The sequence below is a fragment of the Endozoicomonas acroporae genome, from assembly GCF_002864045.1.
GTDB classification, from domain to species: Bacteria; Pseudomonadota; Gammaproteobacteria; order Pseudomonadales; family Endozoicomonadaceae; genus Endozoicomonas; species Endozoicomonas acroporae.
Genome location: NZ_PJPV01000053.1, coordinates 23,803 through 49,422 on the forward strand (window position 1 = coordinate 23,803; position 25,620 = coordinate 49,422).

Below are 25,620 nucleotides of genomic sequence, written 5' to 3' on the forward strand. Positions count from 1 at the left end.
GAGACCTTGTCAATTTTATTTATTTAGAATACCTGAAGGCCTAATCATAGCAGTGCAGGAAGCGGTAGTGACGATCCTGCAAGATTGATAAAAATAATCCCGGATGTTGAAACTCTCTGTTAAAGTTCTCAGTGCAATTGTCCAAAGCAGAACAGGAAGAAAAATGAAGCTTGCAATTATCAGTGGCAGTCATCGATTGGAATCCCAGAGTGAGCGGATAAGTCAGGTTTTGGCGAATCGTGTGCTTGAGCTTTCCCTGTTTGACTCGGTTGAGATTCTATCGCTGGCGGGCAACCCGCTTCCCCATTGGGATGAGTCCATCTGGCGTGGTGATGAGCAGTGGCAGGCCAGACTGGCACCCTGGAAACAAACATTGAAAGAGGCGGATGCGCTGATTGTCGTGGCACCGGAGTGGAGCGGCATGGTACCGGCGGGGTTGAAGAACTTCTTTCTACTGTTTGGTACCGCCGAGCTGGGCCATAAACCCGCATTGATTACTGCGGTTTCTGCCGGGCAGGGTGGGGCCTATCCTGTGGTGGAACTTCGTACCAGTAGTTACAAGAATTGCCGTATCTGTTATCTGCCGGATCATGTGATTGTCCGTCATGTCGGGCAGGTGTTCACTGGAGAGGATCCTGAAGGGGATAAACATTTGCAGGACCGGGTGGACTACTGCCTTAAACTGCTGAAGGCGTATTCAACAGGGTTGCAGCACGTCAGAGAGAGTGGGGTTGTTGATCACAAGACATTCCGCAATGGCATGTAGCTGTGATACTCGGGAGACTGTTTTCGGCAGCCTCCCGGTTCCCGCATTGCCTTACCATAGAATTCAATGGCTATCTCCCGCCTGGTTGAATTTCCTTTTGTTATAGAACTATTTAAGCCAACGTGTAGTCCACCATCTGGTCTGGGGTTGATCGGTGGTTGCTGTTTTTCATTTTTCTATAAAGGTATCTAAAGCTGATGATCAGCCTCCTGGTCCATGCCACATATCAATTCATCAGTTGAAGAGGTGCTCAAATGACTGTTGGCAATGCTTCCCTGGCTCCCTTGCCCAATGTCTCATTTCCTGTTGGTGCTGAGGTAGCAGGATCACCGGACGTTGGAACCTTTCAATCCAGGTCTGTGGATGCAATCGACCCGAACCTGCCTCTGACTGGAGGGGATGTTGGTAAGGCAAGGATTTTATCTGAGATAGAGAAAGACGGTGGCAAATCAATACACGACAGATTGCTGGAAAAGCTTCACCTGAATGCCACAGGCTGTGCAAATGACTCTGTGGATGGGGTCGGCCGGGAGCGTCGCAGTGCTGATACCGGGCAACGGTATGTCTCACGCACGCGGACTTCAGTTCCTGTCATTATTGATTCGCAGAGGCCGCTGGGGCCTGAAGATCTTACGGCGGATGATTCGTACATGCGGGTAGGTGGCAGCAGGAATCCGGATAGCTTACAGGTCAAGATTGATCGGGATAACGAGGTTGTATTTCGAATGACGCATCATGACTCTCACGGTAATGCCACGGTATCAGCAGATAACGATATTGGTGTCAGTCCCTGCTTTGTGTCCCGGGGCGAAGACGTCACTAATCCTGATCTGGGCAGGGCCATGGGGGTATTCCATGATCAGTATCGGTGCAGTAATCATTTGTCCTCATACGGTGAGCTGACCCTTAAACTGCAAGCCGGTGACGAACCCGTTGAGGGAACGCTGTTTTCGCTGGAGGAGACCGTTGATTCCAGGCTTTATAAGAGCGCTGATGGCTATCTGTCACACCTGACACCGGATGCGTCGGTGGCAACCTATGAAGCATTGAAAACAGAAGGGGTGACATGGGAAACAGGCAGTGTGTCTCCCATTGCCCTCAGGGTCATGAGTCATGACGGTAAAAACTACCTGACTCTGCAGGCCAGCGCCTACTATGAGCAGTTTAATACCGGGAATCAGGAGTGCATGCCCTCATTTGCAGGGGCGGCCACCTCGCTCAATCAGGCGAAATGTTGTGATGGCGTTCAGGATGGTAAGTATCTTGCCGTGATGCCTCTGCCTAAAGGCTGGTTTGAAATTAAGTATCAGGTTCAAAAGAGTGTGTTTTCAACCACCGGGGGGGCATCTGGCGGGAAGGTGAAACTGTGGGTGGACGGTGAGTTAAAAGCAAGCGCCTTTTGTCGTAACGGTAATAATAACCAGTTGGTTTTTGGGGGTGGTGATCTGCGCCCCAAATTTGGCTTGTTTGATGTGTCGGCCAAAGAGCTGAAGGCCAAATTCAAAAAAACCTCGTTTTCTGACTCCTTCCAGAGTAAGAGTGCTTATGAAGATGAACGGGCAAATTATGTAGGTCATCCACATGTCAAAGGCCAGTGTGACAGACCGGTTGGAGGGTCCGATAATGATCCAAGAAACCCATACTGCTAGTTAGAGGTTGGCTTAACCTGAACAACATTCGGGTTGTTGGCCGGGGGCTACCACCCTTGGCCCTTGTCGATTGGTCTAAAAATTTCCGATTTTTTATCCTCAATTTTCTGCCACCCTCGCTAAGGGTGCTTTTCTACACCAGACCAGACAATGAGGTGATCTATGGAGTCAATTAGAAGGTTTATTGGATTGCCCTCCTATCAGCGATTTGATAAACCCGATTCTGCCAATTCTAGAGCAAGCTGTGCCAATCCCTACAATGAGCCCGAACCACTGGCGGCCTGCAGGGTCGGTGATCTCGGCCGTCTGGATAGGGAACTGCAAAAGAACAGATCTATTGTTTCCCAGGATTACCGATCGGTAAAATCCGGGGATATCGTTTCCTTGCTGGTTATTGCAGTTGCTGGAAGTCATGTTGAGCAGGCTCGACTACTGATCGATCAAGGGGCTTATGTTGACTATGTCACTAAAGATGGGTTCACGCCGCTCAGGTATGCTGTGCAAGTAGGTCATGTTGAGCTGGCCCAGCTGCTGATCGACAACGGGGCTTGTGTTAACCAGGCTGGTAAAAAAGGGTACACGCCGCTCTATGATGCTGCGACAAAAGGGTATGTTGAGCTGGCCCGTCTGCTGATCTACGAACGGGCTGATGTTAACCTGAAAACTAAAAAGGGGTTCACACCACTCTCTTATGCTGCGGAAAAAGGGCATGTTGAGCTGATCCGGCTGCTGATCGACGAAGGTGCTGATGTTAACGTGGCTACTTATAAGGGGGCTACGCCGCTCTATTTTGCAGTTCAGGAGGATAATGATGAGGTGGCCCGGCTACTGATTAGCAGGGGGGCTAAAGTTAACCAAGCTAATGAAGACGGGGTCACGCCGCTCTCTTATGCTGCGGAAAATGGGTATGTTGGGCTGACCCGGTTGCTGATCAACAAAGGGGCTGATGTTAACCTGGCTACTAAAGAGGGGGCCACGCCGCTCTTTTATGCAGCTCAGAATGGTAATAATGAGATTGTCAGACTCTTATTAGCTAATGGAGCAGACCCAGAGAAAAAATTGAAAATATTGAACTTGGGGCGTTATTCTTTCACCAAGGCACCTCTTAGCGCCGCCCTATTCAATCGCGGAGACAAAGAAACTGTGGAAATGATAGAAAAAGCCATAAGAGAAAGAAAAATCCATTCATCCAGTGAATGCACATCACTGCGTGCTGGTCAAAATGTTTCTTACGGTGCAATTCGATAAGCTGGCATCAGTTGTGTTGATCGGCTTCCAGCTCATCAAAAAAACATACCAATCGAAAGTTCAATTGGTATTCCTCTATGCTGATTATTGAACGTACTCAAACACCTTTACAACGCGAGACACTCCGTAGGTATTGGCGGCAATCGATACGGCCTCCTGTGCCATTTTGGGAGTAATGAGTCCCATCAGATAAACCGTTCCCTGTTCTGTATTGATTTTGATTCTGTCAGCGACAACGGCTTCACTGGTCACCATTGAGGTTTTGATTTTGGTAGTTAACCAGCTGTCATTACTTTGCACCAGGATATCGGCGTTTGGGCCAATTTCCAGCTCATTGTAGACTTGACGGACCTTTTCCACCCTCTGTGCAGTCTGACCAGCCAGCCTTTTCAGGTTGGCGTTGGGAACCTGGCCAATAAGCAAGACAGTACCGTTAAAGCTGATCACCTTGACTCTTGACTCTCTCAGGGCCGGATCTGCCTTGTTAATGTTCACGGCGGTGACGGTTTCAATGGTCTGGTCATCTACCCAGGACCCCCAGGTGCGTTTGCTGTTATCAATGTTGACCGGCTCTTCGTTAACGGAGTCAACCAGCGCGGCGCAACCACTTAACAGGGTCAGTAATCCGGTGAGCAGGCAGGTAGAGAGCGCAATGCCGATAGGTTTCATGGTTACCCTCATGCATAGTGAAAAATTACTGGAGATAATGCCAGATTATTCAGCGGAAAACAGGAACTCATCAATCAGATCGCACAGGCAATGAATAACCAGGGTATGCACCTCCTGTATGCGCTGTGGGCTTATGTCAGGCACCCTGATTTCCACCTCTTCCGGGTGGAGCAGGCGCGCCATGTCACCGCCGTCCCTGCCGGTCAGGGCGATCACCTGAATGCTCCTGTCATGGGCGGCCTGTATGGCCTGAACCATGTTGGGGCAGTTGCCGTGGGCTGAGATGGCCAGCAGTATGTCACCTTCATGACCCAGTGCCCGTATCTGTTTAGAGAACACTTCGTTGTAACTGGAATCGTTAGCGATGGAGCTCATGGTCAGGCTGTCTGCGCAAAGTGACAGGGCTGGCAGGGCAGGGCGTTCACGATCAAACCGGTTAAGCAGCTCAGAAACAAAGTGCTGGGCATCGCCGGCTGCGCCACCATTGCCACAGGCCATGATTTTTCCCTCGTTCAGCAGAGATTGAACCATCATCTCTGCGGCGTCGGCAATGAGCGGAGGGAGCGTATCGGCCGAGCGGATTTTGGCGTCAATGCTGTCGGAAAAGTGTTGCGTTATACGTTCATGCATGCCTGAAACCTTGAAATGAAAACCATCCGGTTTTCTTTCTTCTGAAGTCGCTCTTCTGAACAGCGATCAGAAGATTTCTCTGCTTCTAAGATAACTTCTTAAAAAGCACTTTTAATCCATTTTAAGCTGTTTTGCCCTGTGCCGTCATGATTGTCAATGGATATTGCATCAAATCGACAGATCCTGTGGCAGTGCTGGCGGTATTTTTGCAAATAAACGGCGGCGGTCTTGCGAATTTTCTGTTGCTTGGTTCGGTCAATTGAGCTGGCGGCATTACCGAATTGGACATGGCTCCGGGAGCGAACTTCGACAAAAACCAGGGTGGCATGGTCCAGCATAATCAAATCAACTTCACCGGCTTTGCAGGCAAAGTTTCTATGCAAAAGCGTCAGCCCCTGCTGCTGCAAAAACAACAGGGCGCTTTTTTCTGCCTCGGCACCCTTTCTGCTACTAAGGTTGAGCTTCCAGGGCATAGAGGGCGGAAGTAGTAGTGGTTGCTGGTTTGGTCACTCTGTTTTTCACAGAGGTGACACGTTCCGGGGTTTTGGGCTTCACAATAGGGAGTGGCGTGAGTCGGCCATTCCTGAATATTTGCCACGAGAGTTCACGACGGACTTTTCCACTCGGAGCAATACTCAAAGATCCGGTCATTCCCGGCAGTTGGCTGCCTTGCAGGTTTGCCAGTTGCTGGAGTCTTGGGTAGAGCCTATAGGCATCGGCACCCAGTGCGTAAAGTGTGCCCAGTTGGCCTTTGGATTGTTGCCACAGGGTATTGATCTGTTGTTCCAGCGGGTCTGGTGTTCCGGGAATTAACCACGGCATAACAGGAACCCGAATACCGTCCATATCCTGATCCTGACTGGTATTGGTGATGCCGGAAAATGCGCTGGATGTTGCATAGACCGGAATATTGCGCGCGTATTGATAGGCCAGGGCAGGTTTGATCTGTCTTGCTTCCTGGGGGCTGGCACCAATAAAGACCATGTCCACGTCCTGGCGTCGACGAGCCTGGAATCCCAGGTCTTCGCCCAGAACACGGTTCAGCTGTCTGGCTCTCGCTTCGCTTTGATCGGTGTGCAACAGGCTGCCAGCCAGGGTACTGAACTGGGTTCGCGGGTCAAATTCACCGGAGCCGACAACTTCACCGCCGAGCTCTGCCCATCGGGCAGCAAAAGTGGCGTTGATTTTCTTGCCCCACTCGGTGTTCGGCGTAATGATAATGGCCGTCCTGTGTCCATCCAGTTTGCCTCGTTCAGCGGCCATAATGGCTTCATCTTCTGCCGAGAGCCCGAATTGGTAGAGACCCGCACGATACCCGGCCGGTGTTGCCGATGCGCCATCGACGGACAGCGGGTCGGCTGCGTCCTCAATATAGTTCAGCGCCAGAACCGGGATACGGTTGGTAATATCACTGTTTATCGCTTTTACCCGGCTTTTACTCAGAGGGCCAATAATCAACTGTGCTCCTTCCTCAATGGCCCGGGTGGCCAGATCGTTGATATCGGTGTCCTGGGTATTATAAAACTGAAGTTCCGGGAGAGGGTCTCCTGCTCCCATGGCTTCATAGTGAGAGGCCAGCAGGCCGTCTCTAAGGGCTTCCCCGACCTTGCTCAGCCTTCCGGACAGGGGCAATAGAAGAGCGATTTTGTCAGGACGACTGGTTGAGCTGCTCTTCAGGGTTTCAAAGTCCCCGGGCAGATACTTGTGCGCCGGATGGGATGACCAGTCCCGCTTCCACTGTTCAAGTCCGGCCAGTTGCTGATCCAGGCTGCGACCGGTTTGATAGATTAAGGCCAGAGCCAGCCAGCCTTTCAGTTTTTGTGACTTTTCCTGTTGAAGCAGGCTGTTGAGCCGCTCTGCCGGGACATGCAGGAGTGTCTGCCAGAAACTGTCGTAATGGGGTTCACGTTCTGCTTCTGTCAGGTAGGGGCCAGCCAGCAGCCACTCATCCAGGGAGGCCTGATATTCACCAAATCTGGCATAGGCCAGTGCTTTCAGAGTGCGCGCCCGGGCATTAACGGAGGTGCTGTTACTGACAATGACCGCCTCGCGATCAAGCCACTCAAACACCGCCCAGTCCTGACTATTGATCTGGGCAATCTGAGCCTGCTGAACCGCCAGTTCTGCCTGGATTGGCTTGGGCAGTTGCTGGTACGGCATTTGATCCAGAATCTGCTGTGTGCGGGTCGGTTCTTCACTCAACAGCTCTCTGGTGATGGCAAGCGTCCGGGTGGCCCGCTCCGGGTAACTGAGCCGCGCTGCCTCGGCCAGCTGCTGGTCGAGGCTTTTGATCGATTTTGCGATTGGTGCAAGTGGGCTTTTGGGCTGTGATGAGCAGGCAGTCATCAGTGCAGGAATCAGCGCAGCGATAGCAATGGCTGCCAGCTTTCGGGGCAGGCTGTTACTCAGAGCAGTTGTATAAGTCATCATTTGCAGTCGTGGGCCAGGGGGGCTTTGTTAATTGCTTCGATTGTACACAGGCCATGGAATCGACACTATAGGTTATGGCTATTGTTGGTTCGAATTTATTTATCTGCTTTCATACCGTTTCCCCTTTTGTGGGAGGCAAAGTGATACTTACGTTCAGTGGTATGAATTGTCAGGTTTACTTGCTGTTTCGTTACTCAAGTTTTGGTAATGACGAAGTAAGATATTCCAAATGCCCAACCATTGTTGGGTTGTGACAGCTATTCAGGGAAGAAAATATGGGTGTTGCTATCAGTGAAGGTTATGTGCAGTTTTCCGGTCGTGATGCTGGATCCTTTATCTACAATACCGGGAACGGATTGGGCAGGCTTAAAGGGTTTGCCTATTGGCTGTTTCGCTGGAAAGTGACGGTGCCGGAATCCGATGTGGTCAGGCAAATCTGGGATTTGCGTGATGCCAGATTTATCAAGTCTTACCTGGGCAGCAGGCGCGTAACATTGGTGGGTGCAAACCACTTCAATACCTTGCCAAAGCAACAGTACAACAATAGCTGTGCGGCCAGGTGCCTGCAGCAGGCAGCTTATGAGCTTGGTATAAAGCAAATATCCAACAATAGACTCTATCAATTTAATGGCCAGTCCATTCTGGACCGAAGTGCTGAGGCGGCGATTTATGCAATTACCGGCAGACTGGTCAGCGGTAATGGGGAGTTGCAGCCTGATCTGCTGGGAGACCTGAATAACGGCCCTGCTTCCGGTCCGGTGGGTATCAGGAATGCGGCCAGACTGCTTGGGCTGGACAGTCGCTTATATTGCTCATCATGGCTTACCGAGTGGTATTTCGGGCAGAGAGATCCTGTCAGCTGGAGAGAAATTAAACAATATTGTCCGGTGCATCGCACTTCACCGCCGAGGTTGTGCCAGAATGAGCGGCTGCTGGTACATGTTTGCAATTACTCGATGCTCGGTCTGGACGATCATGGTCTCAAAGTCCGGCGGGATCACTATATTATGCAGCGGCCAGATGGCAGTTGTTATAATCCGGAAACAGGAATCAACTACCCTTCCGTGAAAGCTTACGCCAGGCGAACGGGAATAAGGCCCAGTGGTGTTTATATGCTGGTCAGCGATAAAGATTCCTATGCAACACTGCCTTCCCTTAAAAGCAGTGCAGGTAATGTTGGAACAGGCAGGAGTGCTTTTGCTGGTGGTTAAAACTAATCGCTTCTATTACTTCCTTGTTATCCGGGCAGGAATTTTCGATCCTCTTGTACTTAATCTCAGGTGAGAACAAAAAATATTTCTTTCACGCCACCAGCCACCCCGTTCATATTCCCTGACCACCACATCCGGAGTGACCAGCTGGCCATTCAACGGAAGATGTCTCAGGCAACATGCCTCTTTGAATCGTGCCAGTTCCAGTGTTGCCCCGACTGATCGATATTTCTTAACCACCTCATCCGGAGTGATCGTCTGGCCATTCAAGGGCAGATGCCTCAGGCAACATTCTGCTTTGAAACGTGCCTCCTCCAATGTGGCCCCAATGGCCCGGAAATCCTTAACCACCTCATCCGGAGTGACCGGCCGACCATTCAGCGGCAGCCTCCTCAGGCAACATTCTGCTTTGAAGCGCGCTATCCCCAGAGGTGCCCAGGTGGCCTGAAAACACTTAACCACCATTTCCGGAGTGATCGGCTGGCCATTCAGTGGCCGCCTCCGCAGGCAACATTCCGCTATGAAGCGCGCCAGCGACAGCGCTGCCCCGGTTGCCTGATAACCCTTAACCACTGCATCCGGTGTGACCTGTTGACCATGCAACGGCAGTCTTCTGAGGCAACATTCATCCAGAAAGCGCGCTATCGCTAATTTGTACTTATGATTTCGGTCTGGCATCCGGGTGAATTCCTGAATGACCTGATCCGGAGTAATCTTTCTTCTGTTACATCGCATGTTCCGTAAGCAGAGCTTTTGCAGGAAGAAGCCGCTTCTAAGAGAACTGGTGTCCATTCCGTATACGGTAAGCACATCCGCCGGGGTTACTTTACGTTTTTGTAATGGTTTTTTTTCCCAAAAGGCATCCTCAACATCTTTGCCATCCAGGGGAATGGCTGTACCTCGATAATACAGATGGCTGGTGACTCTTTTACCGTTAAAGGTACTTTCGAAGCGGTCAGGAAACCGGCTTGAACCGGCTTGTTGATCAACCCGGCTGGCAGGCCCCGGGTGATAGTAAGCTGAGGCTGTTGCTTGCAAAATAAACCCCTGACTGCAAATAACGACATTTGACCTCAATATAACTGTCAGGTTCCATTCATGTTGGGGGAGGCCATCAAACATACCGCTCTTTGTTGCAGCATGTTCATGAAATCATGAAATACTTAAAAATAACTCAGATTTTGCAGGCAATGGCAGATGATAATAAAAAAAATCCCGGTCATCTAACCAGCCTCCCCGTTCGTATTCCTTAACCACCTCATTTGGTGTGACCAGCTGGCCATTCAACGGCAGGCCCCTCAGGCAAAATTCCGCCTTGAAGTGTGCCAGCTCCCGGGTTGCCCTGACGGCCCGGTAACCCTTAACCACCTCATCCGGTGTCACCAGCTGGCCATTCAACGGGAGATGCCTCAGGAAACAGGCCGTTTTGAAGCGCACTATCCCCAGTTTACCTTCCAGACTATTCGGGAATTGCTTGTCCAGCTCATTCGGTGTGAACTGCTGGCCACTCAACGGCAGGCCTTTCAGGTAACATGCCGCTCTGAAGTACGATAACTCCAGTTTGGCCTGAAGTGCCTGATAGTGCTTAATCACTGTATCCGGTGCAACCTGCTGGCCACCCAACGGTAAGCCCCTCAGGCAGCATTCCGCTTTGAAATACGCCATTCTCAGTTTGCCATCCGGACTCACCGGAAAACCCCTGACCACCTCATCCGGTGTGACCTCCTGGCCATTCAACAACAGCCCCCTCAGGCAACATTCCGCTTTGAAACGTGCCAGCTCCAGTGTCGACCTGGCTGTCTGAAAATCCTTAACCACCTCATCCGGCACGACCTTCTGGCCATTCAACGCCAGGCCATTCAGGCAACATTGCTCTTTAAAGTGCATTGCCCCCAGTTTGCCTTCCGGACATTCCGGGAAATCCTTCATCACCTCATCCGGTGCAACCTTTTGGCCATTCAACAGCTGGCCCCTCAGGCAACACTCTGCTTTGAAGCGTGCCAGTTCCAGTGGGGCCCTGGCGGACTGATAATCCTTAACCACTGAATCCGGTTTGACCGGCTGACCATTCAACGCCAGGCCCAAAAGGCAACATTGTCCCTTAAAGCTGGCCAGTTCCAGTATTAATTTGGCGGCATGAAAGTCCTTAACCACCACATCCGGTGTGACTGGCTGGCCATTCAATGGCAGGTTTTTCAGGCAACATTCGGCTTTGAAGCGCACTAATTCCAGTGTTGCCCTGATTTCCTGAAAGTCCCTGACCACCTCATCCGGTGTGACCTGCTGGCCATGCAACAGCAGGCCCCTCAGGCAACATGCCTCTTTGAAGCGTGCTTTGCCCAGTTTGCCTGCCGGGCTGTCCGGGAACTCCTTGTCCACCTCATCCGGGGTGACATGATGGCCATGCAACGGCAGACCTTTCAGACAACATTCCGCTTTGAAGCGCACCAGCTCCAGAGTTGCCCTGGCTGCCCGAAAATCCTTAACCACCGCATCCGGTGTGACATGCTGGCCATTCAGCGTCAGCCCCCTGAAACAACAATCCTCTTTGCAGCGTGCCAGGTCCAGTGTCGTATTGGCTTCCTGAAGATCCCTGGCTATTGTCCCCGATGCGACCTGCTGGCCATTTAAAGACAAGCCCTTCAGGTAACATTCCGCTTTGAAACGTGCCAGCTCCAGTACTGCACCGGCTGTCTCATAATCCTTAATCACCTCGTCCGGTGTGACCTGCTGGCCATTCAACGGCAGGCCTTTCAGGTAACATATCTCTTTGAAGCGCGCCAGCTCCAGTATTGCATTGATTGCCAGATAACCCTTGGCCACTGTATCCTGCGTGACTTGCTGGTCATCCAACGCCAGCCCACTCAGGTAATATTTCTCATTGAAGCGCGCTATCCCCAGTCTGCCTTCCGAACTATCCGGGAAACCCTTAACCACCTCATCCGGTGTGACTTCCCTGCCATTTAACGGCAGGTGCTTCAGGCAACATTCCTGCTTGAAACGGGCTAGCTCCAGTATGGCTTTGGCTGCCTGATAACCTTCAACCACTGCTTCCGGTGTGACCTCCCGGTTATTCAACAACAGACCCCTCAGGCAACATTCCGCTTTGAAGCGTGCTATCGCTAATGCCTGCTTGTTGTTTTGAACTGGTTCCCGGTTGAGTTCTTGCATGACCTGATCCGCGGTAATCTTTTTATTGCCATGTAGAATGTTCTGCAAGCAAAGTTTTTGCAGGAAGAGGCCAGGCCTCAGAGAGCTCTTGTCATATTTATAATAAGCTTGAAGCACCACCGCCGAGGTCACTTGACGCCCGTTTAATGGTTTTCTTTTCCAAAAGGCATCCTCAATCCATTTGCCTTCATCCGGGGCAGTGGTTCTCTTTCTGTGAGACTGAAGATTTGAAATTCTTTTACCGATAAATGTGCTGCCGGAGGGGGCAGGAATCCCGCTGGAGCCGGTTTGTCGACCGGCCCGGAAAACAGGCTTCGGGTGAGAGTGGGTTGATACTGTTGCTTTCAAGATAAACCCTGCACACTTGGCTATAAACACCGCCTTTCGACCTCAATATGATTATTTGGTTCCATTTATGGTGTTGTGGGGGGAGGTGTAAGCATCCCTCTATATCCAAAAAGTTGTTGATAGTGGTGAGGCGTTTGTCTTGTTTTCGGGGTGGCTTTGAGGTAGTGAACGCAAAAGTAGACGCCATTGTCGTAGAAATCGACTTTCTAAGCTGCCTGTGCGGCAGTGAACTGGCCCTAGTACATGGTTTCAATGAGTTTGACGGGTTGTCGTGCCTCCGCACTCCGTTCGTCCTGAGCTTGTCGAAGGGCGGAAACTCCGGACTCTGATAGATCGTGCCAAGCACCCTTCGACTCCGCTCAGGGTGAACGGAGATCGTACACGTCAAACTCATTGAAACCATGTACTAGGCACATTGGATCAGAGGGCTTGCTTTCTAAGCTGTCTGTGCGGCAGTGAACCGGACAGGCCGGCCAGACTTTCCTTTCTGACTTTTCTAAGCTGCCTGTGCGGCAGTGAACAAATTACGGCCACTGATTCGTTGTCCCATGGTTTTCTAAGCTGCCTGTGCGGCAGTGAACATGGGAATCAATTATTACAGTGGTACTGGGTGCTTTCTAAGCTGCCTGTGCGGCAGTGAACACGGTCCAGGGCAGGGGCGTTGCGTTCCGAGTTTTCTAAGCTGCCTGTGCGGCAGTGAACGCAGCTGCACGTCGTCGGCCTTGATGTTCAGCTTTCTAAGCTGCCTGTGCGGCAGTGAACCGAACTTATCAAACATGATGTTATGTATGTTTTTTCTAAGCTGCCTGTGCGGCAGTGAACTGGAATGTAAAGCTATGTTAGAAAGTGTGAAATTTCTAAGCTGCCTGTGCGGCAGTGAACTCAAAAGCATGTCGTTCATGATGACTGCTGGTTTTCTAAGCTGCCTGTGCGGCAGTGAACCGTCGGGGACAGCTGGTGGTCAGGCCGTCGGATTTCTAAGCTGCCTGTGCGGCAGTGAACCTGGCGGGCCGTGAGTTCCGGTTACTGCTGGTTTTCTAAGCTGCCTGTGCGGCAGTGAACAATCAGAGACTGAAGAAAGACGCAACTTTGCTTTTCTAAGCTGCCTGTGCGGCAGTGAACTCTCCCTTTCTTTTTCCGGAGCCAGGGCCGTTTTTCTAAGCTGCCTGTGCGGCAGTGAACCGGGCGACTAGATCTAATAGCGCATAGAAAACTTTCTAAGCTGCCTGTGCGGCAGTGAACTGAATCCGTTCTTTTCGAGTTGGCTTATTTCTTTTCTAAGCTGCCTGTGCGGCAGTGAACTCCATCGCCAACAAGCACTGGGAAAGCACCGTTTTCTAAGCTGCCTGTGCGGCAGTGAACTGTACGACGAAACAAAGATAGACCTCATGTGTTTTCTAAGCTGCCTGTGCGGCAGTGAACCTTTGTCTCTTGGCATAACAAAAGCTTCGTGCTTTCTAAGCTGCCTGTGCGGCAGTGAACGACACCGCGCCCGTATGACCTTCACTCTCTTTTTTCTAAGCTGCCTGTGCGGCAGTGAACAGGTGTCCAACACGCCTTCGGAAAGTTTCAGATTTCTAAGCTGCCTGTGCGGCAGTGAACTTGAAATCAAACGCCACCGCACCGCCACCGATTTTCTAAGCTGCCTGTGCGGCAGTGAACTCGGGGCTGACTTCCGGATTCATTTGGCCAATTTCTAAGCTGCCTGTGCGGCAGTGAACGCAATCAGACAGCAACAATCGGAATGCCGGTTTTTCTAAGCTGCCTGTGCGGCAGTGAACTTTGGAAACTGTTTTAGTGCTGTGTAGCCGTATTTCTAAGCTGCCTGTGCGGCAGTGAACTTCGTGGGAAAAGTCGTGACCGTAGCAGATGCTTTCTAAGCTGCCTGTGCGGCAGTGAACGGCTCCCGGTCCGTGGCGGCAGCTGGGGCAACTTTCTAAGCTGCCTGTGCGGCAGTGAACATGGCCATATCCAGCTCGCGGCCTGTGCTGTCTTTCTAAGCTGCCTGTGCGGCAGTGAACACTGGATTGCTACCGTGGTTCCCCTGGCCAGCCTTTCTAAGCTGCCTGTGCGGCAGTGAACACATTCATGCCTCCGTTAGCGGCCCTGCTTCCGTTTCTAAGCTGCCTGTGCGGCAGTGAACGTTAACAATTTTTTACGCAGTGCATAGCTGTTTTTCTAAGCTGCCTGTGCGGCAGTGAACAATCCAGGCCAAGCTCCACACGCTCAGGTAGTTTTCTAAGCTGCCTGTGCGGCAGTGAACGGTGATGATCGCCATGAGCGTTGGTATCGGTTTTTCTAAGCTGCCTGTGCGGCAGTGAACAGTTTCCAGAGAAAGCCAAGGAAGTAAGAACGTTTCTAAGCTGCCTGTGCGGCAGTGAACGATATCTGATAACTGGGTTCTGAAGCGTGCGCTTTCTAAGCTGCCTGTGCGGCAGTGAACGGTCTAAGAAACTGCCGGTAAGCAGAACTATCTTTCTAAGCTGCCTGTGCGGCAGTGAACTTATCTGAATGACCAGCTTATTGAGAGTGTAATTTCTAAGCTGCCTGTGCGGCAGTGAACCGGTACCAGTATGCGTTCCGGTACGATCCAATTTTCTAAGCTGCCTGTGCGGCAGTGAACGGCAGAAGCCATGCCGGATGGCGCTCCTGAATTTTCTAAGCTGCCTGTGCGGCAGTGAACGATACCTGGGACGGGTTTGGTAGAATGCAATGTTTCTAAGCTGCCTGTGCGGCAGTGAACTTATGGACAATTAGACTCTCAAATGCAATCTTTTTCTAAGCTGCCTGTGCGGCAGTGAACATGCAGAACGCCAAAGAAGATATCGTCAAAATATTTCTAAGCTGCCTGTGCGGCAGTGAACGTCTTTGACCCGGCCATCGGCGGACAGGGTTTTTTCTAAGCTGCCTGTGCGGCAGTGAACAATGTCTCCCTGATCATCACTACCGGATACACTTTCTAAGCTGCCTGTGCGGCAGTGAACGTCTGCACATAGATATCTGCCCGCACCCGGTATTTCTAAGCTGCCTGTGCGGCAGTGAACAATTACGACACCGGCAACGGCACCGCCCAGGTTTTCTAAGCTGCCTGTGCGGCAGTGAACACGGAAATCAAACTTGTATTCAAGGATCTGGTTTTCTAAGCTGCCTGTGCGGCAGTGAACATCAAAATCAGGAATTATACATTGCCCAGTCTTTTCTAAGCTGCCTGTGCGGCAGTGAACACCAGACTGCATATTGGAATCCTACTAGTGAACTTTCTAAGCTGCCTGTGCGGCAGTGAACAAAGACAATATGCGCAAAGAGTAGTTGCTGCAAGGGTTCCATCGAAAAAAGGGAGAGTCACCCTATTTTTTAGAGTGAATTTAAGTCATTGATTGTAAATATATTTTTAGAGGGCGAAAAAAAAGGGTCTTTGAGTGCCGCTGGCGACAGTGGCTTCCTATAGGCATTAATGTGGCCGCGCTTTGTTATGCACACAGACCCTCATTCCCAAGGTCCCGAGGCTGTTCAAGCCCTCCGAACATATTCCCACGGACTCCCGTGAGAATGCACACCGAACCGCTGCACAAATTAGAACCTTCGTTTAACTTCAATGATTCCGGGTAGAAATGGATTGTTCCACATCCAGAAGGCTCCGGTATGCACTCCCACGCAAGCATGGGAGTGTGTATGGGCATTAGCGCTTTTCTGTACTAGAACTCAGGAACAGTGGCGTGATCCAAAGCCAGCCCGTAGCTGTTAAATTGGCCATCTACAGCCCTGGCTTTGTTATGGCGCTCTATAAACAGCAGAAAACTTTGCCCGTTGCTGCTGCTCTTCAGGCCAACATGAGGAAGACGCAGTGGTTTCGAGATTTGTGCATGCATAGCCTGCTCCAATGTCTCTGACCAGGTTCCCCGCTCAAGGTGGCGCTTTTTTTGCCTCTGGTAACGGCTGTTGCCCTTAGGTTGCTTTCGAGAGTAGCAGCTGTGTTTAGAGATCCCTTCAGGTATCCCACTGACTGGTGTCAGCAGAGCGTAATCCCGGATAACGGAATGGTTAGCCAGCACCGAATGGAAGGCATCAATATCCACCTTTTTACCAAGGATACGTATTATGCCACCCAGTGTGTGCTGTTGTCCTTGTCCATAGGCAGGGAAAGCAAGACCGATTCGCCCCTCATAGGTTGGCAACAGCTTGTGCAGTGCCTGCATGAGTGCCGACACCACAGCAGACTGGATAATCTCTGGGTCAGGCAGTGCTTTTAGCTCACAGTAGCTGTCCATAATTACTCCTTGCCGGATTCACCAAAGACGCCACCACGGATCAGGATAGCCATTACATAGTGCTGTTGCTCTACAGAAGGTTCTTTATCCTTGAGTACCCAGTTATCAAACAGGCTGTAGAAATCCATCTTTACCTTTGGCTGCCGGAACGCCATGCCCAGGGTTGTTACAGAGCCATAGGGCTCAATGGCGATGGGCATCATTGCATCGTCACTGTACCAGGTATCAATGGTGCGAATAGCATTACCGACTTTTTGGGAGTGCATGCCGGCTTGACGAGTGGATTCATTGACAACATAGAGCTCTTTGCTCTTGGTCTTTCCTGTATCCAGTACCAGCTCCTGAGAAGGGTAAACTTCCTGACCAAAGCCGAGGCGGGCATGAGCCTCAATATTGAGAAGAATAAATTGCTCACCACGCAGACCAGATGCTATCCATTGAGCAACAGTGGTGATGTCATCGGACTGGTGATCAAAATTCTGCAAGCTCAGTTGACGGGCATTATCGATGGCGACACTCTTCTCAGCGCCATCTATTTTGCAGCGCACAATGACTGAAACCGACTCACTGCCGATACGGTTACGCCACAGCCAGCGGGCGTTAAGAATATTGGCTGCGTAACGCCTTGCCAGTTCTTCTACACCATGCTCCTGAATATATTGAGCAACAACTTCTTTCACCTTGGCCTGATAGGGTTGGTTATTACAGACACTGGGGGTGCCATCAAAAGGGATAACCTTGCAGGTGAAGTTGACCTTGAGAGTGTCATTGTCATTATTCAACATGGCTACATCGACGGTTTGCAGGTTAGGTACCTGAATTTTTGCGTCCAGTTTGGCCGGGTCGCTGGCATCCTTGTTTTTCAGGCGATTGGAGATGGTGCCCCGAATGGATTTGGTGCGAATGGCAATCACAGACTCCTGAGGGTGATCCAGTTCACTGTTGAACTGACTGAATACCCCATCGGAGATATCCAGATTACGTTCGAAAGCGAGAACTGAGGCGGTTGTTAGTTTAGTCATTGCATAACTCCTTTGTTATCAGTTGCCATTTTGCTCAATCAGGTACAAGCCGTTTTCACCGGTGTTCATCCGCCAGAAGGCGTTATCCAGTGAGTTAAGGCTATAAGGAAAAACCCAGCGGCCAAGGCTGTAGAGTGTCTCGACATACTGGCTTGGGTAGTGGGGAGCCCGGCTATGTTGCATGGCTTCCGGTTCAAAAAGCGGTGAGATTGGCTGATAACCGACCGGTATTGGCACCAGCCAGCCACGACCATGTTTGACACTGGTCGTCTTCCAGTGCACGGTTGGTTCTTTGTCTTCACCCCTGGTGGGCCGCTGCTCGGGAATATGATGCAATATCGCCGTTTCGAGAAGTGCATCAAGTGCGGTTGCATCGGGTGATTGCTGTTGTAGCTGTCTGGTAATCTCTATCAGTTCCTGACGGGCATCCATAAGAATAAAGGCTGGTGCCAGGCGGGCTTTCAGTTGATCCAGATTTTCTGCCGGTACCAGCTCAACCGTTTTGATACCAAACACACTGCCACTCGCCATTCTCTGTTGCTGCAGGGTTTGGCTGACCCAGTGACAAAACGCTTGCTCATTGTCATTAAGCCAGTCTTCGTCGTCGTAGTCTGCACAGAGTATGGGGAGGACCAGGCTGATGGTCATATCAACCTTGCCTTCTTCGACTATTGCTGCGGTCTCTCCGTTTTTCCTGATTGGGTTGCGGCTTTGATTTAATGTGTAATCGCTAAACGCATGGGGACGATACCGCTTTACCCGGCACTCATGACTGGCGATTAATACGCCGTCAAACGTCAGGCTGACAGGAAACCGGATTTTACGTTCAAGAGCGTGAGCAGCACCCAAAAAGCCAGTGAGGGCAGGAAAGCCATAACTGAGGGGGCCGGAGATCGCGTTGGCACCTTGTACCTTTATCTGGGAAATATGCAGGTAGAAGTCCACATCACTCATGAAAATATCCCCGCATTATTTCGCTGGCTGGCTTTGATGGTTGCTTCCATTTCCCGTCGCCATTCTCTGAATTCCACATCGTCAAAGTCTGTGGCCTGTTTTTTGAATCTGGTGTGCAGCAGATTATTCAACCAGAGTGAGAAATCCTGCATAACGCTCTGGACCCATTCGCCTTTTTCCCTCTGGTGTTTGAAGGCGGTTTGACCCTCCTGATTTGCCCGCAGAGGATCAAGCCAGAGTTTGTGTGCCATTTTTAGCTGGTAGTTTTCACTCCATCCTGCAGGAAAGCTTTGTTGTACATAGGCTGCCATTTGCAGAATCTGGCCAAGAATAAGGTCGAGAGCCTCCTTGCGCTGATCGCGGATATCCTTGTTGCTGTTGGCAGCCTCGATGACCGCATACAGCATCTGCAGAGCTTCATAACAGTGATAAGCAAGACTCCTGCTAAAGAAGCTTTCTTGTCGTTTGCTTAGAGAAAAATCTTGCTGTCGGGAGTAGGTGGGTGGCAGGGATTCAAGCAGCAGGTTAACACCACGCTGTTTACTGGTGAGAGAACTAATGTTTTGCGGATTTGAACCACCTATTTTAAGTGCTGCCAGGGATATTACAGAAACATAGGCTTTCTGCTCAACGCTCTTTTTTTTGCGATTGTCCCGGGCATTTTTGTTCTCTTCGCTGAAGCGTTTACTGTATATCGTGCCAGAAACGTTGTTGATCAGTGCCGAGGGGTGCAACGGTACCAGGCAATGATAGTTATCCTCTGCAATCGCATTATTGCGGGGCCAGAGCAACTGTTTGTTACGGCCTGAGGTTGTGGGTGAATCTGTTTGTGCAGCCAGCGAGGCATAAAATTTCTGCTGATATTGAGCAGAAAGTGCCGGATCAGTAGCAAAGGTTTTCTCAAGACCGGGGAGGTTTGCAAGGATTAGATCCCGCAGGAGAACACCGTTTACTGAGATGTTAAAAAAAGCGACTAATGGTAAGGCAGCGGCATTGCCGTTGGCATCTAATGCTGAGGCTGATAAGCACTGGGTTCCGACAATACCGGCAGGCAGAGTTGAGGAAGGCCTGAAGTTTATATTATCCCCTTTGGAATCAGGGTGAACGCCTTTGGATATGTGGGTTCCAAATTTGATTTGCCCGGTATATTTGTTTGCGAGCGTCTCCATCCAGTTAGCTCTGTCATAGCGATTTACGAAATCGGTTATTTTATCGCTAATCTTTTGTGCTTGATCGCTGCCAGGCTCTGCCTTGTCCAGTTTCTTCTGTTCTGGCTCCAGCTTGCTCTGGAGCTGCTCGCTAAGATACTGATCAATAGCCTGGATGACGTCATCACGTGTGATTGACTCCATGGCTTCTCTTCACCTCTACTTGCTCAAAAGGAATTACAGCATAACAAGTTGTTTTTGCCATGCATGTGCGATTCTAGACAAATTTATAAAGACCTACAAATTTTTATGGCTGTGGTAGACTTTCACTCTCTGCCGAGTAGGCAGCTCATAAAATGCAAGTGCGGTTCTTTACGCACAAATTTACTGCCGAACAGGCAGACTCCTGAAGGGCTTTTGGTAGAAGCCCTTTTTTATGACTTAGTTCGGCCAGAACCCAAACCATGGATGGAAGCACCAGCTCCTCTCTTGAGCCAACCGTATAGAAGCAAAGCGGATAGCCGTCTTTAGTGATGATTCGTTACCCAGTTGTGCACAGAGATCATCCAGTGCCGTGTGGAAATCACTGACCAGCCAAGGCTGGCTTGTGGTACTTTCCGGTACAAATTCCTGATAAGCAAACTTGCTGTTTATACTGTCCTGCCCTTTGGGATTCTCCCAGGCTTTTTCTGCGTAACGGAATCGAATCCCTGAACAGGAGTCCTCGTCAGGTACCGTAACAACATCAACTTGCGGTATCGGATCATACCGAAATGGAGTAGCTCGCTGCATATGGGTGTTGGCCTGTGCTGCACTGTTGTGCTGCCAGAAGGCATTGACAACGTTGGTACCCGATGCGTTGAGCAGATCAGCCATAACCGCGTGTTCAAGGTCGGCTAGCCGTTGGGTTGGCTGGAGATGATCGGGCCTGGCTATTCGAGGAATCGAATTGATATTGGCCAGCTGCTGAGCAGTAATCAGGTCATCGGAGCAGCGATGACTGTTGAGAAGATGGCTGTTACTCTCAAACCCGGGCCGCAGGAAGACGGGAGCGCCGACCCCCAAATGACTCCCGGCCTGCAGGGCTTTGATATTGCTATCAAGAATCAGCACATTGGCTTCGGTCACTACCTTGTCTGGTCGGTGTCGCCAGACTCGCCCAACCAGCTGAATGATTGAGCGCATGGATGATGGCTCAATAATGGCCCAGTCGTAATCGTGATCCCGACCCACTTCAGCCACGGCTGTGGCGAGCACGATAAAAATATGATGTTTTTTATCGCCACTGTGAACAGCGCTGGTAATTTCCGGATGGTCAAACAGACTCTTACCATTATTCCGGTTAAGAATGCGATCCAGCTTATGTTCCAGCCGACTGCGTAAAAAGAGCAATTGTCGGGCGTGATAACAGCAGATGTGCAGTTGGATATTCTCTGGCAACGATGACTGGTACAGTGCCCTGGCCAGATCAACCATGGGATCAATATTGGCCATCCGTATCAGTCCAACACTGGCGGTTCTGTGACTTGCAGAGCAGGTTTCATGGTAGTTGTTGTGCAGGCGCGTACAGGCATCGGTAATAATTTGGGCCAGAGTGCGGTTATGAATTTTTTCCTCCTCAGTTGCCCGGGGAAGTACCGTGGGCAGAATCTCTCCCACACGTTTCGGTGGCAGCGCGTTCAACGCTTTCATACGCTTGCGAGTGAATTGTGTATGGCGTTCGGCAAAGGTTTGTTCGTTACTGCATGGCTCAATATGCTGGTTGAATTCATCAAACCATGCACAATAGATCCCTGTGCTTTTCTCATTCTGGTTGAGCTGCCATAACTGACGACCTTTCTGGTAGGCTACATAGAGCCCCTGAACCAGATCGGGTGTCAGGGTTGCAGAAGAGAGCAGGATATTACTCCCCATCATACCTGCCATATGCACCAGACGACTCAGGGCAGGCAGATCATTTTGATCAAAGTCATCCGGCTCATCAAGAATAAGATCGCTGGTCAGCAGACGGAGGATTGGCACAATATGACGTCCACCGCGCAGCGTTTCTGTGGCACTGATAATATGGTCAACAGTGCAGGATACTACCGGAGCATAGAGCAGGTCGCTGGCCTTGGGATCCTGAATAATGGTTCCCAGAGTTGATTTATCCAGTACACAGTTTTCGTAGTCGAGTTTATCGATAATCAGATCGCTGGCCGATTCACTGCCGTTATCCTCTGAACTCTCCTCTGCCGCCTGCTGCTGTAAATCAAACAGTGTACGTTGTGCTGCACCACCAACCAGGATAGCCAGTTCGGTATCATCCAGGTTTAGTCTTTCCCGCAGAGCTATCCCTGTCTGAAGGGTCAACACTCGCAAGCCAAGGGCAATGGTAAAGCGGGGGCCTCGCTCGGGATCAGCGAGTGCGGCCATAATCCGTGCATTACCCAGGGTTTTACCACAGCCAGTGCTGGCCAGGTTCACACCAAAGAAGCCTTGCTGACGAGCCTCTTTCTGATGCTTTTTTACCAGGTTCCAACTTTGGTTTTGCCACTGAAATCTTGGCGTTGAAGTACGTTTGGAAAATGGGCTGATATCTTCAAGGTATGGCAGTTCCTGGGCAAACCGTGGTAGTAATCGTGCAAAATCACCTGTAAACCGGGCAACCCCCAGCAAGTGCTCATCCAACGCTTGTTTTGGTTGTTTTGACTGGCGATCAGTATTGGCAATCAGTGCTGTTGTAAGACTTTGGTCGCCGGTGACGCGGCGTTTGTCATCCGCAGGCAGGCTGGAGTAATTATGATCACCCACCATAAGACATAAGCGTGCCAAATGCATCAACAGTGGATTACTTGTTTCCGGTAAGTTCAATAGCGGAGGATGGTTCAATGCTTTAGTTGCCCAGCGCTTCACGGTTTTTTGCCACACCAGACTGTCTGTAGCCTGGGCTGAAAAACGCCAAAAATCCCCTGCGTCATTGCGTTCATTTTGCGCTTTTTCCGAGAAAACCCAGTAGTTATAAGCAGACAGTCGTTTGTAGAAGCGGGCAATATCCAGTCCCAAAAACTTGGATTGATGGCGCAGTTTCTCCCTTTCTTTGAAATCATGCCTGTCATCACAAGGGAGGCGGTGGTGGGTAACTGTCAACCAGGCGACCAGTTTTGCCAATGGCGGGAGATGGGCGATGCCTTTGGACTTATTCTTGTGTGCATAGTCGTTGTATAGGGAGTCAACCCAATTGGGGTGCTGTTTGAAATAGACGGGAAGGTTGCATAACCTTTCCAGCCATTCCTTATCAGTCGAGCAGTCATAAATCAGTGCCTCAAAGAGGCGAAGGGTTAGCCACTCGTGACGGTAAGGGTCCGATTGTTGAGTCCCGGATTCCTTAAGTTTTCGTTGGAACCCAACCGTTGCTTTACCCAGATCATGCAGGAGTGCAGCGAGTACGGCAACAATCTGTATAGAGGTTGCCATAGTCCAGCTGTTTTCCCACTCTGTGCCAATCAGAGTCCGCCGGGTTTGATTGACTGGTACCAGGCCTTTGTTATTAAAGGCACTGCGTTTGCCCACCACCCAAACCAGTTCACTGCGCGACCGTGACCGAAGCCAGTGGCAGCTGACTGCTGTGCTTTTAGTCGCGGTTTTCCTCAGCAGTTTTTTAACGGCGTTTAATCCATCCTGAGTAATAATGGTTTGCCAGGTGTTGTCGCCAATTCGGTCCGCAAAAGCATCCAGAACCCGTCGTGTTTTTTTCAGGGCGTTTTTTTCGCACTGGGAGACAAAGGTGACCATCATGGCTGATTACTCCCAGTCATCTTTCAGGGCGATTGCTTTCACCTGGTCAAACATAACATCCAGGGCCTTATGATCCGTAAAAGCCTGCAAACACTGTTGACGGAACTCTTGCTCTGTAGCGCCTTCCTTTGCACAGATAAACGACCAGGGAAGAACCAGCGTATCCTTGATCAGATCAGCTACATCAAATACCAGGGCTCCCCGACGGGTTTTGCCGTGCATCACTGCAAAGCCGTGAGGGATACCCAATACCCAAAGCGTGGTTGCTGCCAGGCCGTAAGCCAGATAATTACCATGATTCAAAAATGCGTTGGCCTGATCTTCTGCGCTGCGTTCACGGGTAAATGAGCCATAACCGGTTTGCCGTGCGGCAAATTTATACAGCGTTTTGGTTAGCCGAGCCTCTGCCTGTAGCAAATCATTGACTTTACCTACCTTGTTGATGGTGCTTTCAGTACTCTCAAGCTCAGACGTGATGTTATCAATGAGAAAGCCGTCACTTTTAAGGTCTCGGTCTTTGCCCCAGATGGTTTTCATAAAGTGAATTCTGGCGAGCTGCAACTGTTTGGCTGCTTGCAATCGTTTCTGGTCATCAAACCAGAACTGCATCCAGCCTTGCAGGTATTCCGTAGGGCGATACTCACTTTGCGGCGATAACCATTCCACTTCATTTGCCATAAGCAAGGGAGTACCGCCGCCGCCACAAAAGCCGATTAACACACCAGCGGAAGCCAGCATACGAACAGCAGCTTGGGTGATAGAGGTTCCGTTCCCCAATAGCAGACAGGTGGTATTGGCAATGGGGATATTCCAATACTGGTTATTATTTTTGGCTTCGGTGAGATAGAGCACCCGACCATCCTTCTGCATGATCCGGCACTTTTCCAGGTAATAGATATTGGCCCTTTTTGAATGCAGAATCGCCTTGAGATCAGTCAACACCTCCATTGTGAGATACTCCTGTGCTGGACACTGCTGTTCATTTTACGCATCAGATACTGACGGGTAGCAGAGATAAAGCGAAACGCAGCCTGTATTTTGATCAACTTATCTGCCTTTTTTTGTAATTTATGCCGCCCAGCTGGCAGGGTGAACCTTAGTGCATTGTGCCGGTGAGTGAATATTGATTCAATTGACCTGAGTTCTATATTTCACCCTTTTTTTGGGGCAAAAAAATGGAGCTTATAAATCAAGTGGTTACAGATAGTGTTATTTTTTGGGTCAAAAAGCCTTTTTAGAGTTCTATCCCTTTAAATACGGGGGAGGTTATACTCAAAACTCAGGTTCACTGCCGCACAGGCAGCTTAGAAATCATTGCTCCTTTAGTGAATCAGGCGTAATGAGTTCACTGCCGCACAGGCAGCTTAGAAAATCGGTTGAATATCAACACTGATCAGATTGACGTTCACTGCCGCACAGGCAGCTTAGAAAACTTTCGATAACAATTTACGCCCTTTCTGACTGTTCACTGCCGCACAGGCAGCTTAGAAATTAGTGGTTGCTAACCGTCAAGCCTTAGAGTAGTTCACTGCCGCACAGGCAGCTTAGAAAAGATCAAAAGTCGCATTGTATGCCTCTCCTTTCGTTCACTGCCGCACAGGCAGCTTAGAAATGGGAAACAGGGAATTCTGTAGTAGTGGTCGTGTTCACTGCCGCACAGGCAGCTTAGAAATTTCCAGAAATCCAGTGTAAAAAGATCAGACAGTTCACTGCCGCACAGGCAGCTTAGAAACGATCCATCGGGCCTTCTCTGATTATCCTGTTGTTCACTGCCGCACAGGCAGCTTAGAAAAGAAAAAGAAGAACTCGACAAACTAAAGGAACGTTCACTGCCGCACAGGCAGCTTAGAAAATGAGGAAAGCTCGACCAAAAGCGCCAGGGTAGTTCACTGCCGCACAGGCAGCTTAGAAATTGAACCAACTACTAACGTAGTTTTTACTTACGTTCACTGCCGCACAGGCAGCTTAGAAAAGAAGGAGCGCGAGTTTCTCGGCTTCCTGAACGTTCACTGCCGCACAGGCAGCTTAGAAAAGTTAGTTGAACTCGGTTATGATGTTCGTGTAGTTCACTGCCGCACAGGCAGCTTAGAAAACAGGCCAATGGTAAGGCTCGACCTTCTTATAGTTCACTGCCGCACAGGCAGCTTAGAAATTTACAAACTTTGGCCCCGTTCCGATGCTTCTCGTTCACTGCCGCACCCCCTGTGTCAGCATAGTTGTCGCCTCTCCTGAAATTAGAAATCTCAACAGGGGGCGGTCATGAGTAATCAATGGCCCGCTATTCAGAAGAGTTCAAAGAGTCCATCATTCAGAAGATGATGCCACCCAA

At 50.3% G+C, this 25,620-nt stretch carries 16 protein-coding genes and 2 CRISPR repeat arrays; of the genes, 4 read left to right on the forward strand and 12 right to left on the reverse strand.

What is annotated here, in order from left to right; translation table 11 throughout:
* Nucleotides 1–163 precede the first annotated feature (163 nt).
* From CX664_RS09395 to CX664_RS09405, 3 genes are all read left to right on the forward strand, one after another.
* Nucleotides 164–766 carry an NADPH-dependent FMN reductase gene (locus tag CX664_RS09395; RefSeq protein WP_101746488.1) on the forward strand — a complete coding sequence of 201 codons (603 nt, stop codon included), beginning with the start codon at nucleotides 164–166 and terminating at the stop codon, nucleotides 764–766.
* 254 nt (nucleotides 767–1,020) lie between these two features.
* A complete protein-coding gene (locus tag CX664_RS09400) occupies nucleotides 1,021–2,415 on the forward strand; it encodes a hypothetical protein (protein WP_101746489.1) in 1,395 nt (464 codons plus the stop codon).
* Between the two features lie 162 nt (nucleotides 2,416–2,577).
* Complete coding sequence (locus tag CX664_RS09405; RefSeq protein WP_101746490.1) at nucleotides 2,578–3,663, forward strand: ankyrin repeat domain-containing protein; 1,086 nt, start codon at nucleotides 2,578–2,580, stop codon at nucleotides 3,661–3,663.
* 84 nt (nucleotides 3,664–3,747) lie between these two features.
* Here the strand turns inward: CX664_RS09405 and CX664_RS09410 are convergent, their stop codons facing one another.
* The 4 genes from CX664_RS09410 to CX664_RS09425 form a co-directional block, all read right to left on the reverse strand.
* Entirely contained in the window at nucleotides 3,748–4,332 is a 585-nt protein-coding gene (locus tag CX664_RS09410) for a BON domain-containing protein (protein WP_101746503.1), read from the reverse strand.
* A 45-nt stretch (nucleotides 4,333–4,377) separates the two neighbouring features.
* A complete protein-coding gene (locus tag CX664_RS09415) occupies nucleotides 4,378–4,962 on the reverse strand; it encodes a phosphoheptose isomerase (protein WP_101746491.1) in 585 nt (194 codons plus the stop codon).
* 98 nt (nucleotides 4,963–5,060) lie between these two features.
* A complete protein-coding gene (locus tag CX664_RS09420; RefSeq protein WP_101746492.1) occupies nucleotides 5,061–5,435 on the reverse strand; it encodes a YraN family protein in 375 nt (124 codons plus the stop codon).
* The gene (locus tag CX664_RS09425) at nucleotides 5,413–7,392 is read right to left on the reverse strand and encodes a penicillin-binding protein activator (protein WP_101746493.1); all 1,980 of its coding nucleotides are present in this window, start codon (nucleotides 7,390–7,392) and stop codon (nucleotides 5,413–5,415) included. The genes CX664_RS09420 and CX664_RS09425 overlap by 23 nt, the downstream gene beginning before the upstream one ends.
* Nucleotides 7,393–7,667: 275 nt before the next feature.
* Here CX664_RS09425 and CX664_RS09430 point away from each other — a divergent pair, with 275 nt between their 5' ends.
* Nucleotides 7,668–8,603 (forward strand): T3SS effector IpaJ family cysteine protease, encoded by a 936-nt coding sequence (locus tag CX664_RS09430; protein WP_101746494.1) that lies wholly within the window; start codon nucleotides 7,668–7,670, stop codon nucleotides 8,601–8,603.
* A 15-nt stretch (nucleotides 8,604–8,618) separates the two neighbouring features.
* On the opposite strand, the gene CX664_RS09435 is transcribed toward CX664_RS09430, so the two are convergent.
* The 8 genes from CX664_RS09435 to cas1f all read right to left on the reverse strand — a co-directional run bounded on the left by CX664_RS09435 (nucleotide 8,619) and on the right by cas1f (nucleotide 24,239).
* Nucleotides 8,619–9,641: a hypothetical protein gene (locus CX664_RS09435; protein WP_145999915.1), complete on the reverse strand. Its 1,023-nt coding sequence runs from the start codon at nucleotides 9,639–9,641 to the stop codon at nucleotides 8,619–8,621.
* Nucleotides 9,642–9,755: 114 nt separating this feature from the next.
* A complete protein-coding gene (locus tag CX664_RS09440; protein ID WP_101746496.1) occupies nucleotides 9,756–12,122 on the reverse strand; it encodes a hypothetical protein in 2,367 nt (788 codons plus the stop codon).
* A gap of 433 nt (nucleotides 12,123–12,555) precedes the next feature.
* Nucleotides 12,556–15,407: direct repeats of the CRISPR family, unit length 28 nt; unit sequence TTTCTAAGCTGCCTGTGCGGCAGTGAAC.
* 410 nt (nucleotides 15,408–15,817) lie between these two features.
* A complete protein-coding gene (cas6f, locus tag CX664_RS09445) occupies nucleotides 15,818–16,390 on the reverse strand; it encodes a type I-F CRISPR-associated endoribonuclease Cas6/Csy4 (protein WP_101746497.1) in 573 nt (190 codons plus the stop codon).
* Nucleotides 16,391–16,392: 2 nt separating this feature from the next.
* A complete protein-coding gene (gene csy3, locus CX664_RS09450; protein WP_101746498.1) occupies nucleotides 16,393–17,412 on the reverse strand; it encodes a type I-F CRISPR-associated protein Csy3 in 1,020 nt (339 codons plus the stop codon).
* Nucleotides 17,413–17,430: 18 nt separating this feature from the next.
* Entirely contained in the window at nucleotides 17,431–18,366 is a 936-nt protein-coding gene (gene csy2 / locus CX664_RS09455) for a type I-F CRISPR-associated protein Csy2 (RefSeq protein ID WP_101746499.1), read from the reverse strand.
* A complete protein-coding gene (csy1, locus tag CX664_RS09460) occupies nucleotides 18,363–19,718 on the reverse strand; it encodes a type I-F CRISPR-associated protein Csy1 (protein ID WP_101746500.1) in 1,356 nt (451 codons plus the stop codon). Before csy1 ends, csy2 begins: the two co-directional genes overlap by 4 nt.
* A 237-nt stretch (nucleotides 19,719–19,955) precedes the next feature.
* Entirely contained in the window at nucleotides 19,956–23,291 is a 3,336-nt protein-coding gene (cas3f, locus tag CX664_RS09465) for a type I-F CRISPR-associated helicase Cas3f (protein WP_101746501.1), read from the reverse strand.
* Nucleotides 23,292–23,297: 6 nt separating this feature from the next.
* Nucleotides 23,298–24,239 carry a type I-F CRISPR-associated endonuclease Cas1f gene (gene cas1f / locus CX664_RS09470; RefSeq protein ID WP_101746502.1) on the reverse strand — a complete coding sequence of 314 codons (942 nt, stop codon included), beginning with the start codon at nucleotides 24,237–24,239 and terminating at the stop codon, nucleotides 23,298–23,300.
* 335 nt (nucleotides 24,240–24,574) lie between these two features.
* A CRISPR array of direct repeats spans nucleotides 24,575–25,443; the repeat unit is 28 nt; unit sequence GTTCACTGCCGCACAGGCAGCTTAGAAA.
* Nucleotides 25,444–25,620: the final 177 nt, after the last annotated feature.

Coding starts and splice junctions, on each gene's coding strand:
- CX664_RS09395 (WP_101746488.1), top strand. CDS start 164: ATGAAGCTTGCAATTATCAGTGGCAGTCATCGATTGGAATCCCAGAGT.
- CX664_RS09400 (WP_101746489.1), top strand. CDS start 1,021: ATGACTGTTGGCAATGCTTCCCTGGCTCCCTTGCCCAATGTCTCATTT.
- CX664_RS09405 (WP_101746490.1), top strand. CDS start 2,578: ATGGAGTCAATTAGAAGGTTTATTGGATTGCCCTCCTATCAGCGATTT.
- CX664_RS09410 (WP_101746503.1), bottom strand. CDS start 4,332: ATGAAACCTATCGGCATTGCGCTCTCTACCTGCCTGCTCACCGGATTA.
- CX664_RS09415 (WP_101746491.1), bottom strand. CDS start 4,962: ATGCATGAACGTATAACGCAACACTTTTCCGACAGCATTGACGCCAAA.
- CX664_RS09420 (WP_101746492.1), bottom strand. CDS start 5,435: ATGCCCTGGAAGCTCAACCTTAGTAGCAGAAAGGGTGCCGAGGCAGAA.
- CX664_RS09425 (WP_101746493.1), bottom strand. CDS start 7,392: ATGATGACTTATACAACTGCTCTGAGTAACAGCCTGCCCCGAAAGCTG.
- CX664_RS09430 (WP_101746494.1), top strand. CDS start 7,668: ATGGGTGTTGCTATCAGTGAAGGTTATGTGCAGTTTTCCGGTCGTGAT.
- cas6f (WP_101746497.1), bottom strand. CDS start 16,390: ATGGACAGCTACTGTGAGCTAAAAGCACTGCCTGACCCAGAGATTATC.
- csy3 (WP_101746498.1), bottom strand. CDS start 17,412: ATGACTAAACTAACAACCGCCTCAGTTCTCGCTTTCGAACGTAATCTG.
- csy2 (WP_101746499.1), bottom strand. CDS start 18,366: ATGAGTGATGTGGACTTCTACCTGCATATTTCCCAGATAAAGGTACAA.
- csy1 (WP_101746500.1), bottom strand. CDS start 19,718: ATGGAGTCAATCACACGTGATGACGTCATCCAGGCTATTGATCAGTAT.
- cas3f (WP_101746501.1), bottom strand. CDS start 23,291: ATGATGGTCACCTTTGTCTCCCAGTGCGAAAAAAACGCCCTGAAAAAA.
- cas1f (WP_101746502.1), bottom strand. CDS start 24,239: ATGGAGGTGTTGACTGATCTCAAGGCGATTCTGCATTCAAAAAGGGCC.